This window comes from Actinophytocola algeriensis, from assembly GCF_014203735.1.
Classification (GTDB): domain Bacteria; phylum Actinomycetota; class Actinomycetes; order Mycobacteriales; family Pseudonocardiaceae; genus Actinophytocola; species Actinophytocola algeriensis.
Window position 1 is genome coordinate 260,007 of sequence record NZ_JACHJQ010000010.1, and the last position, 10,802, is coordinate 270,808.

The following is a 10,802-nucleotide window of genomic DNA, read 5'->3' on the forward strand; positions in this document are numbered from 1 at the left end:
TTGGACTCGACTGGCACCTCACGGCCCCCCAAGGATCTCGTCTGATCTCGTCGCCGTTTGCCTCGACGCGCCGACTGCCGCGGGAGACGAGGACGTAATCTCGCAGCCGGTCCTCTCCGCCCGGCATCCGTCGCGCCGCCGCGCCGATGCCCGGCAGGTGCGCCGGGGATGTACGGGCGATGCATTTCGGATGGCAGGCAGGTGTCGACTCCCCAGGACGAGCTCCGACGAGCTCCGGGAGGGCCTGCTCACATGGACACACGACGGCGGAACGTCGCCACGGAGAACGCCCGCCTCGTCGAGGTGGACACGTCGCACTGGTTCGACGCGCTGCTCGAACGCGCGCCGCTGCGCGCGGACGTGCTGGCGGAGCCGCCATCGGGCAGCGGGCTGAAGCCGGTGATGGGCGACCGCGGCATCCCGTTCGTCGGTCTGGGCATCAACACCGTGCGCCACGGCCCGGCCTTCCAGATGCAGCTGATGCGCAGGCACGGGCCCGTGGCCTGGTGGCAGGCCTTCGGCCGCAAGGTCGTCGCCGCGTCCGGGCCCGACGCGGTGCACGAGGTCCTCACCAACAAGAACAGGGCGTTCGCGAGCGGGTGGCCCGACATCATCGGGCCCTGGTTCGACGGCGGCCTGCTCGCGATGAACTCGTCCGCGCACCTCACGGACCGCAGGCTGATGCAGGCGGCCTACGGCGAGGACGCGCTGGCGGGCTACCTCCGGCAGATGGCGGCCGACGCCGACGCGTACGTGGCGCGATGGCCGGTGGAGCACCGGTTCCCCGCTGTTCCCGCGCTCCGGACACTGTCCGGGCAGATGACGGCGATGGCGCTGCTCGGCGTGCCGTACGACACCGAGGGCCGGGACATCATGACCGCGGTCGAACAGTGCATCCGCGCGGAGACCGCACTGGTGCGCCTCCGGGTGCCCGGCACCCAGTGGCACCGGGCACACCGCGCGCGGCGCGCGCTCATCGCACACCTCGCCGACGAGGTGCCCGCCGCCCGCTCGCGTGCGGGTGCGGACTTCCTGTCGGTGCTGAGCCGGGTCGGCGGAACAGACGGGTTCACCACCGAGCAGATCGCCCACCACATGCTCTTCACGCTCATCGCGTCCCACGACACCACGACGACCGCCGCCTTCGCCGCGGTCTACTTCCTCGGCAAGCACCCCGAGTGGCAGCGCAGGGCCAGGGCCGAGTCCGTCGCGCGGGCCGGCCTGCCCTACGGCGTGGACCGCCTGCGCGGGCTCGACACGCTCGAACTGGTCGTGAAGGAGAGCATCCGCCTGGTCTCGCCGTCACCGATCGCGATGCGGGTGACGACCAGGGACACCGACATCCTCGGCCACTTCGTCCCCGCGGGCCACCTGGTGTCGGTGTGCACAGCGGTGAACCAGCTCCTGCCGGACCAGTGGCCGGAGCCGCACCGGTTCGACCCGGAACGGTTCAGCGGGCCGGGCGGCGAGGACCGCGCCCACCGCCTGACCTGGTTGCCGTTCGGGGCCGGGGTGCACAAGTGCATCGGCATGCACTTCGGCATGGCGAAGGTCAAAGCCACCCTCGACGCGTTGCTGCGCCGGTTCGAATGGACCTTTCCCGCCGCCTACGAGGCGCCGTGGCGGTTCACCTCGCTGCCCGCGCCCGCCGACGGGTTGCCCATCGTGCTCCGCGAAACGGCCTGACCACGGCATGGTGCGTCACAACCGAAGGGAAACACACGTGCTGCCAGTGGCCGGAGGGCCACCTCGGGACGACGGGCGGTTCTCCCCCGCCGTGGTGCCGGTCGGCGTGCTGCGGCCCGCCGACTCGCCCCGGCTGCGAGGTGAGAACGCGGCGCACAGCAGGAAGATCGCCGACTCCGGCGAGCCCCTGCCGCCGATCCTCGTGCACCGGCAGACGATGCGGGTGATCGACGGGACGCACCGGTTGCGTGCCGCCCGGCTGCGCGGCGACGAGACGGTGGCGGTCCGCTTCTTCAGCGGCGGCGAGGACATCGCGTTCGTGCTCGCCGTCGAGTCGAACCTCACGCACGGCCTGCCGCTGACGCAGGCCGACCGGGAGGCGGCCGCGGCACGCATCGTCGCGGCGTTCCCGGAGTGGTCGGACCGGGCCATCGCGGAGTCCACGGGCCTCACCGGGAAGTCCGTGCGCGCCATCCGGCGGTGCGCGGCCGCGGAGCTCCCGCAGCCCCACGCCCGGCTTGGCCGGGACGGCCGGGTCCGCCCGATCAGCAGCGCGGAGGGCAGGCGGCTGGCGAGCCGGGTGATCGCGGCGCGGCCGGAGGCCTCGCTGCGCGAGGTGGCGAAGATCGCCGGGATCTCCCCCGGGACCGTGCGTGACGTGCGCAGACGCATGCAGGCCGGGGAGGACCCCATCCCGGAACGACAGCTGGCCAGGGAACGCGGGACCAAGGACGCCGCGCCGGTGGCGAGCGTCCGGGACAGGTTCGCCTGGCTGCGGGTGCTGAAGGACGACCCGTCGCTGCGGTTCTCCGACGGCGGCCGCGACCTCCTGCGGTGGCTGGACGGACACGACATCGACCGCGCGGGCTGGGAGAAGGCGGCCGAGGCGGTACCGGCACACTGCGCGACGATCGTGGCCGAGCTGGCACGGCGGTGGGCGCGGGAGTGGCAGGAGTTCGCGGAAGAGGTCGAACAGGCACCCGGCAGGCCGGAGCTCAGATCCTCCGCCGGCTGACCGGAGTGACCATAATGCGAGTGGCACATCAGACGTAGCGGAGGGAAATCGACGTGGGTGGTCCCGCCATGCTCACCTCAGTGATCGACGGCAAGGAGATCGGCTCCGGCACCACCTACGAGTCGCGGAACCCCGCGGTGCTCGACGACGTGGTCGCACGGGTCGAACTGGCCGACGCGACGACGCTGCGGGAGGCGTGCGCGTCCGCGCGGCGCGCTCAGCGCACGTGGGCCCAGGTACCGGCCCCGGTGCGCGGCCAGGTCGTCGGCGCGTTCGGCAGGCTGGTGGCGGCGAACAAGGAGGCACTCGCCGGGTTGGTGACCCGCGAGATCGGCAAGCCGAGGGCGGAGGCGCTCGGCGAGGTCCAGGAGATCATCGACACCTGCGACTTCTTCCTTGGCGAGGGCAGGCGCCTGTACGGCCAGACCGTGCCGTCGGAGATGCCGGACAAGCAGCTGTTCACCTACCGCGTACCGGTCGGCGTCGCGGCGATCGTGACGGCGGGGAACTTCCCGGTGGCGGTCCCGTCGTGGTACCTGGCCCCCGCGCTGCTGTGCGGCAACGCCGTGGTGTGGAAACCGGCCGAGTACGCGTCCGCGACCGCCCGCGCACTGGCCGAGCTGGCGTGGCGGGCGGGTGTGCCCTCGGGCGTGCTGAACCTCGTCCACGCCGACGGGGAGACCACCTACGCGGGCCTGGACGCGGCGCTCGCCGACGGCCTGGTGGACAAGGTCGGCTTCACCGGCTCCACGGCGGTGGGCAGGCGGATCGGCGAACTGTGCGGACGGCACCTGCAGGCACCGTGCCTGGAACTGGGCGGCAAGAACCCGATGGTCATCGCGCCGGACGCGAACCTGGACCTGGCGGTGGAGGCCGCGCTCTTCTCCGGTTACGGCACCGCGGGCCAGCGCTGCACCTCACTGGGCACGGTGATCACCCACACCGACGTGCACGACGAGTTCGTCCGCCGCTTCGACGAGGCAGTGCGCACCGCGAAGGTGGGCGACCCGACGAAGGACGTGGTGTACGGCCCGCTGCTGGACGAGCGCTTCGCGCAGGGTTTCGAGAACGTGCTGAGCTGGCTCGACGACCACCACAAGGTCCTGGGATCGACTGCGACGGGCCGGATCACCGAGGCGGCCCCCCGCGACGGTTTCGTCGGCGACCCGCGGACGGGCCTGTACTACCACCCGGTGCTGCTGGACGGCGTCCGCACCGACGACAAGGTCTTCACCGAGGAGACGTTCGGCCCGCTGGTGGGTGTGACGACCTACCGGACACTGGACGAGGCGATCGAGCTGGGCAACGCCCCCGGCTACGGCCTCTCCTCCGCGATCTACACGAACGACCCGGCGACCGCCTTCCGCTTCCGGCAGGGGATCGGCGCGGGCATGGTCAGCGTGAACAACTCCACGTCGGGCGCGGAGGCACACCTCCCCTTCGGCGGCAACGGGAAGAGCGGCAACGGCAGCAGGCAGTCCGGCGTCTGGGTACTCGACCAGTTCACCCGCTGGCAGTCCATGAACTGGGACTTCTCCGGCTCACTGCAGAAAGCACAGATGGACGTGGCCACCATCGACACGGACGAGAACTTCCGGCTGCCGGAGTCGTTGACGGGCTGAGCCAGGGGCCACCGGTGACCGTGCCGGTCGTAGTTGTGGTCGTGGGTGTTCGGTTTCGCCCGGCCGGCGGGCTCAGGCCCCCGGCTCGGCGTAGGTGTCCCGCGCGATCGTGCGCCCGTACCCGAACGCCCACGACGGCAACGCGTCCAGGACCTTGGCCATGTCCGGTCCGGTCTCGACGAACACCTGGTCGACCTCGATCCGCACCGGCCCGGACCGGTCGACGGCGGCCACGAACCCCTCCGGCCGCCCGACGACGTCGACCACGGCCTCACCACCGGAGAACGACCGCCCGTTGACCGCGGTGACCGCTCCGGTCACCGTGATCCGGACGAGGTTCGCCGAGTTGGCCCCGAGCCGGACCTCGACCGACCCGGCCGAACCGGTGACGTCGACCCGCCCGGACGGCACCGAGACCTCAGCCCCCACGAGCGTGTCACCGTCGACGGCCAGCCCGGTCGCGCCCGCGAGGTCGTCCACCAGCCCCAGCGACTGCGGTGTGTGGAAGTCCCGGCCCTCGAGCTCGATCCGCGTGCGGCCGTCCTCCTGCACCTGGAACGCCTCGACGTACTTGGGCCGAGAGGCGTCATAGGGCCCGGCGACGGCACCGGTCACCAGCCCCGCCACAGTGACCACGACGACCGCGAGCGCCACCCGGCGCACGTGTCCCCCGTGGAACACGAACGGCCCCAGCACGAACGCCAGCAGCACACCGACGAGCGCGACGACCACACCGAGCACCGGGTCCATGGGAATCGCGGCAGGCACCCGCCCGAGCATCGGCACGGCCAGGGTCAGCAGGTTCCGCGCCAGCTCGGCGACCAGGAGCCCCTGCACCACAGCGGCCACCACGAGAGGCACCAACCGCCACCGACCACGCAACAAGAGCGCCACAAGAGTGGCCACCACGCCGAGCGCGGTGGCGGTCCACAACAGATAAGCCGCCCCGACGCCGAGAACAGCGGCGAGCAGACCGAGAGCCGCGACGAGCAGGAGGTTCGCGTACCACACGACCTCAGCCGACGAGTCCAGAGTGGATTGAGCACGGCGGGCACGCCTGCGCCGCAACAGGACCTGGGGCAGCACCGCGGCGAACACCGTCAACGGCAGCGGCACCACGTAGACCAGCCACGGATGCGCGAACCAGGCGTGCGAACCACCGACCAGCCACGCGAGCGCACCGGCCAGCACACCGGCGACCACCGCCGCGAGCACACCGAGCAGCCCCGCCCCGGCGGACGCGACCACCTGCCCGGGACGCGCCGACCGCCACACCAGCACGCCCACCGCAAGAGCCAGCACCAGGAGAGCGAGCACGGCCACCAGCGGGTCGACGGTCACCCACCACCGGGACAGGACGTCGAAGTAGTACGGCGTGGCACCGGCGACACCGGAGTCGTCCACCGCGGCACCGACATAACCGGTCGCGAGATCCACATAGGACTGCGCGGTGCCGGGGGTGATGCGGTCGGTGCGGTCGAGCGGTGTGTCGTAGCCGTACCCGTTCTCGATGATCGCGTAGTCCAGCCCGGACCAGCCCGCGCCCCGCCACACCCTGCTGTCGGTGTCGGAGTTGATCAGCCCGGCGCCGAACAACGTCTGCCCGACAATCGACCCGTACGGCCGCGGCGTGCTCCCGACGAGCTCGACGAGCGCCCCGCTGTCCGCACCCGCGTTGAACATCAACGGCTGCCCGCCCGCGCCGATCGACTCGAGGTTGAGGAACCAGCGGACATCGCGCGCCCACGGGTGCCGCGTGAACGCGTCCGCGCCGGTGAGCCCGACCTCCTCGCCGCCGTTGAACAGGAAGACGACCGTCCTGCGGTGATCCGCGCCCGCCAGCTGCCGCGCCGCCTCGATCATCGCGCCGACCGCCAGACCGTCGTCGGCTGCTCCGGTGCTCCCCCACGCCGAGTCGACGTGCGCGTTCACGAGCAGCGCGTCGCCGGACTCGCCCGGGATCCGCGCCACCACGTTGTCCACCGCGTACGCGACGTCCCGGTCGTGGAACCGGTAGGTGCCCGACGCGTGCTGCCGCTCGACCTGAAGGCCCGGGATCCCGCGCAGTTCACCCTCGACGAGGTCGAGACCGCGGGTCAGCTCCTCGGTGCCGGGCACCCGGACCCCGATGTCCTGCAGCCGCTGGGACGTCGCGAGCGCGCGCCTGCCGGTGTCGCCCTCCGGCGTCGGCCTCGTCGCGAGGTACGTGCCGCCGAACGACACCACGAGGAGCAGCACCACGACGGCCCACGTCGTCCAGAACGGGTCTCGTCGCCGCGGTGCGCCGTCGGTGCCGGGTTCCCGGCCTGCTTCGCGCGTCGGGATCCGCAGGGAGGTCATGGGGCGTCGGGCCTTTCGTCAGGTCACCACGTGTCGCACCCAGGCGCGGAGCTCCCGCTCCACGACGTCCGGGTGCTCGAGCACGAGCATGTGCGCGGCGTCCGCCACCTCGACGAGCGTGGCGCGGGGGCAGTCGCTCTCGACCGCGGCGGCCATGGCCTTCATGCCGGAGGTGTCGAGGTCGCCGGTCAGCACCCGCACCGGACACGTGATCTCCGCCAGCCGCCCGGCCGCGGGCGGTTCGAACGACTCGAAGTCGGGGGTCTTGTCCTGCTGCGCGTAGCTGACGCGGGCCATCTCCGCGACACTCGCGCGCATGGCCGCGCGCCGGTCCTCCAGGTCGCGCAGCGGACCGTCGATCAGCAGCCGTGCCTCGCTCGCGATGATGCCCTCGGTGTCGCCCGCGTCGTCCGCCGCCTCCATCGCCGCCAGCAGCGCGCGTTCGGCGTCGGTGGCGGGCGCGTCGTAGCCGGAGACGTCGGGGGCGGCGAGGAAGAGCCCGCGCACCCGGTCCGGGTGGGTCAGCGTGAAGTCGATCGCGATGCGGGTGCCCCGGGAGGCGCCGACCAGCAGCGCCGACTCCAGCCCGTACGCGTCGAGCACACTCGCGAGGTCCGCCACGTCGGAGTACGTGCCCTCCAGCGAGGTGACGGACCGGCCGAAGCACCGGCAGTCGTAGGCGACGAGGAACAGCTCGTCGCTCATCGCCCGCATCAGACCGGTCCACATGTCCGAGTGCGCGATGCCGGCGTGGACGAGGACGGCCGCGGGGTTGGCGGGATCCCCCGCGGTGGCCGTGTGCAGCGATCCACCGGGTACGGCGATGGCGCGAGTGTCGATCATCATCCTCCTGTCAGTCGCAGGTGCCGCTCCGCGACGAACCCCGACAGCTCCTCTGCGCGGTCGCGCAGATACATGTGGTCACCGTGCCACAGCCGGGTCTCACACGACGCCCGGGTCTGCGCCGCCCACGCCGCGAGCCCCGCCTCCGGCACGCCGTCGTCGGTCGTGCCGCCGAGGGCGAACACCGGCGTGGTGAGCGGTGGGGCGTCGCGGTAGCGGTAACCGAGCGCCATCGCGTAGTCCGCGCGGATGCCGGGCATGACCAGCTCGAGCAGGTCGGGCTGCTCGTACAGCTCGGGTGGGGCGACCCCCTGGGAGCGCAGGTCGAACAGGATCTCCTCGTCGGTCGGTGTCGGCCGCGGCACCAGGGTCTGGGGCGCGGCCATCCCCGACACGAACAGGCCGTGGACCGGGCGCGACCGGTCCCGCAGGCGCCGGGCCAGCTCGAACGCGACGAGCGCGCCGAAGCTGTGCCCGAAGAGACTGGCCGGCCTGCCGTCCGCGCAGACGGCATCGGTCAGTGCGCCGACGAGGACCTCGATGTCCTCGACCGGTTCCTCCAGCATCCGGTGCTCGCGCGCGGGCAGGTCGGGCACCCACAGCTCGACACCGGCCGGGAGCCACCGCGTCCAGTCCTCATAGGACGATCCGCTGCCGCCCGCGTACGGCAGGCACACGAGACGGCTGGTGCCCTCCCCCGTGCCGAGCCGCCGCAGCCACGACACAGCCGCCCGGTCAGCCGCGAACACTGCGGGGACGCATGTCCGTCCACACCTTCTCGATGTGGTCGAGGCACTCGTCCTTGCCGCCCACCACACCCGCACGGGACCAGCCCGCCGGCAGCTCGCCGTCGGCAGGCCAGATCGAGTACTGCTCCTCGTCGTTGACCACGACCGCGTACCGCGGCCCGCTGTCGTTCTCCGTCACCGCTTCTGTCACCGCTTCTGTCACTACCTCAGTCACTGCCTCTCCTCGGTGGTTGTCGGGATGTGGGTCGTATCGCGGGAAACGAGGGTGCCGCCCGCCGCGACGAGGACGCTGACGAGCACGCAGCCCGCGCCGATCGCCGCGAGCGTCACCGCGCCGGAGGTGGCCTCGAGCGCGACGCCCGCGACGAACACCGACAGCGGGCGCAGGGCGAACGTCGCGACCTGCGCGGTGGTCGTCACGCGGCCGAGCAGTTCGTCCGGGGTCAGCTGCGCACGCAACGTCGAGTAGACGACGGTGGCGAACGACTCGCCCACGCCGGCCAGCAACGCCACGAACAGCGTGAGCGGCAACCAGGACGTGACGGACAGGACGAGCAGCGCCACACCGCCGACGACGGTGCCGCCCACCATCAGGCGGCCGGGTGCGTGCCGCAGGCGCGGCGCGAGCAGTGCGCCCGCGATCGCGCCCACCGCGTACACGGTGATGATCACGCCGAGCACGCGCGGCGACCACCCGAGGTCCTCGCGGACGAAGAACGTCGCGCAGATGACCACCGGTGCGGTGAAGAACGTGATCGCCGCCCAGTACATGAGCGTCACCCGCAGCAGGCGGTGCCCGGCGATGAACTGCAGGCCGTCGCGGACCTGCCTGCCCATGGTGCCCGTGGCACGTTCCGTCGCCATCTGCAGCGGCCGCCGGATGAACACCAGCGTCGCCGCCGACACCGCGAACGTCACCGCGTCGACCCCGAGCGCCGTCGCGCCGCCCACGGTCGCCACCAGCACACCGGCGAGGCTCGGGCCCGCGACGTAGCCGAGCGCGTTCCCGATCGACAGGGCCGCGTTCGCCTCGCCGAGCCGGTCCCGGCCGACGAGGGCGGGCACGCACGACAGGCACGCGGCCTCGAACACGACGTACAGGACGCCGATCGGGACGGCGATCGCGTACAGCACCGGCAGCACCGGCACGCCTGCCACCGCCGCGATCGGCACCAGCGCGATGAGCACGGCCCGCCCCACGTCCGACCACAGCATCATCCGCCTGCGGTCGAAGCGGTCGGCCCACGCGCCTGCCGGGACGCCGAGCACGAGCATCGGCAGGGCCGACAACATGGCGATGAGGCCCATGTGCAGGCCCGAGCCGGTGAGCACCAGCACCAGCAGCGGCATGGCGGTCTTGCTCAGCGAGTCGCCGAGCGCGGACGCCCCCTGCCCACTCGCGAACAGCAGGAAGTCGCGGTCGCGCAGCAGGCTCGTGCCGGTGCGGGGCGCGTCGGCCACTCCGGTGTCAGCCACCGCTAGGCCCAGTCGTCCCAGTCTTTCGCGCCCGTGACGTTGCGCAGTCCTCCCTTGGACTTGAAGTACAGCTGGGCGAGGTAGCGCTCCGGGATGCAGGTGAGCCAGCCCAGCGCGTTGTCCTCGTTGACGATCTGGTGGCTGTAGGAGATCGACGCGTCCATGGCCTCGATCGCGTGCCAGTAGCCGCTCGGGACGTACAGCGTCTCGCCGGGGTGCAGCACCGTCTCCTCGACGACCACGTCCCGGAACAGCGGCTGCTTGTCCAGGTCGGGCTTGCGGTAGTCGACCTGCGCCATGCCGAACTGGCGGCGGAAGGCGCGCGGGTACAGCTTCTTGTGCTGGTCGGGTGACACGAAGTAGCAGCGCTTCCTGCCGACGACCTGGCACAGGTACGCCGCGGTCTGCATGCCGTCGCTGTGGAACGGCGTGACCGTGCCCTTGCTGCCGACGAACATCACCGCGGCCATGCGGGAGGAGATCTCACTGCGCGTGGCCTTCTTGCCGCTGCCCCGGTTGAGGAACGTCTTGGCCAGCAACAGGCCGAACAGCTTGGCCGGGTTGCGCGTCCCGGTCCGCCACTTCGCGGGGAACCGGATGTCGGCCCAGTTCGGCACCAGGTCGGGCAGGTCGTAGTCCTCCTCGAGCTCCGGGTAGTGGTCGACCATGCGGTGCACCGGGTACGCGCGCAGGTAGTTCGCCCGGCCGGGCTCCTCGTCGTTCTCGATCTCGTCGAGCAGCTGTTCGAGCTTCATGGCGCGGAACTTGCCGACCTGGCCGAGGATCAGCTTGCTGTCGAGGTTCTGGATGTTGGCGTGGATGTCGAGGTCGCCGAAGAACTTCCGGAAGTAGTCGAAGTCCCAGCGCTCCATCGCCGGCCAGTTGTCCATGAGCCCCGTGATGATCGCCGGACGTCGCTTGTAGACGTACTCGCGGGTGAACTCGTCGGGATCGGGGTTGTGCAACCGGTCGATCGCGTCGAGCTTGAGCTCCACGTCGGCGAAGAACGTGGGCGGCGGCACGGCGTCGTCCTGGTCCTGTGGGGTGAAGCTGGATGTCATTCGTCCTCCT

General features: G+C 71.6%; 9 protein-coding genes. 3 read left to right on the forward strand and 6 right to left on the reverse strand.

What is annotated here, in order from left to right; translation table 11 throughout:
- The first annotated feature begins 252 nt into the window (after positions 1–252).
- From FHR82_RS38820 to FHR82_RS38830, 3 genes are all read left to right on the forward strand, one after another.
- The gene (locus tag FHR82_RS38820) at positions 253–1,686 is read left to right on the forward strand and encodes a cytochrome P450 (protein ID WP_221464831.1); all 1,434 of its coding nucleotides are present in this window, start codon (positions 253–255) and stop codon (positions 1,684–1,686) included.
- A 37-nt stretch (positions 1,687–1,723) separates the two neighbouring features.
- Positions 1,724–2,701: a ParB N-terminal domain-containing protein gene (locus FHR82_RS38825; RefSeq protein ID WP_311771480.1), complete on the forward strand. Its 978-nt coding sequence runs from the start codon at positions 1,724–1,726 to the stop codon at positions 2,699–2,701.
- A 68-nt stretch (positions 2,702–2,769) separates the two neighbouring features.
- The gene (locus FHR82_RS38830) at positions 2,770–4,323 is read left to right on the forward strand and encodes an aldehyde dehydrogenase family protein (RefSeq protein WP_184815641.1); all 1,554 of its coding nucleotides are present in this window, start codon (positions 2,770–2,772) and stop codon (positions 4,321–4,323) included.
- Between the two features lie 72 nt (positions 4,324–4,395).
- On the opposite strand, the gene FHR82_RS38835 is transcribed toward FHR82_RS38830, so the two are convergent.
- The 6 genes from FHR82_RS38835 to FHR82_RS38860 are packed head-to-tail and all read right to left on the reverse strand — an operon-like array spanning position 4,396 to position 10,792.
- Positions 4,396–6,663: a M28 family peptidase gene (locus tag FHR82_RS38835; RefSeq protein WP_184815642.1), complete on the reverse strand. Its 2,268-nt coding sequence runs from the start codon at positions 6,661–6,663 to the stop codon at positions 4,396–4,398.
- 18 nt (positions 6,664–6,681) lie between these two features.
- Complete coding sequence (locus FHR82_RS38840) at positions 6,682–7,506, reverse strand: alpha/beta fold hydrolase (RefSeq protein ID WP_221464832.1); 825 nt, start codon at positions 7,504–7,506, stop codon at positions 6,682–6,684.
- The gene (locus FHR82_RS38845) at positions 7,506–8,255 is read right to left on the reverse strand and encodes a thioesterase II family protein (protein WP_184815643.1); all 750 of its coding nucleotides are present in this window, start codon (positions 8,253–8,255) and stop codon (positions 7,506–7,508) included. Before FHR82_RS38845 ends, FHR82_RS38840 begins: the two co-directional genes overlap by 1 nt.
- On the reverse strand, positions 8,242–8,433 hold the full coding sequence (locus FHR82_RS46915; RefSeq protein ID WP_184815752.1) for an MbtH family protein: 192 nt from the start codon (positions 8,431–8,433) through the stop codon (positions 8,242–8,244). The genes FHR82_RS38845 and FHR82_RS46915 overlap by 14 nt, the downstream gene beginning before the upstream one ends.
- Positions 8,434–8,465: 32 nt before the next feature.
- Complete coding sequence (locus tag FHR82_RS38855; RefSeq protein WP_184815644.1) at positions 8,466–9,731, reverse strand: MFS transporter; 1,266 nt, start codon at positions 9,729–9,731, stop codon at positions 8,466–8,468.
- Positions 9,732–9,733: 2 nt separating this feature from the next.
- On the reverse strand, positions 9,734–10,792 hold the full coding sequence (locus tag FHR82_RS38860; protein ID WP_184815645.1) for a cupin-like domain-containing protein: 1,059 nt from the start codon (positions 10,790–10,792) through the stop codon (positions 9,734–9,736).
- Between the last annotated feature and the right edge of the window lie 10 nt (positions 10,793–10,802).

Coding starts and splice junctions, on each gene's coding strand:
- FHR82_RS38820 (WP_221464831.1), top strand. CDS start 253: ATGGACACACGACGGCGGAACGTCGCCACGGAGAACGCCCGCCTCGTC.
- FHR82_RS38830 (WP_184815641.1), top strand. CDS start 2,770: ATGCTCACCTCAGTGATCGACGGCAAGGAGATCGGCTCCGGCACCACC.
- FHR82_RS38835 (WP_184815642.1), bottom strand. CDS start 6,663: ATGACCTCCCTGCGGATCCCGACGCGCGAAGCAGGCCGGGAACCCGGC.
- FHR82_RS38840 (WP_221464832.1), bottom strand. CDS start 7,506: ATGATCGACACTCGCGCCATCGCCGTACCCGGTGGATCGCTGCACACG.
- FHR82_RS38860 (WP_184815645.1), bottom strand. CDS start 10,792: ATGACATCCAGCTTCACCCCACAGGACCAGGACGACGCCGTGCCGCCG.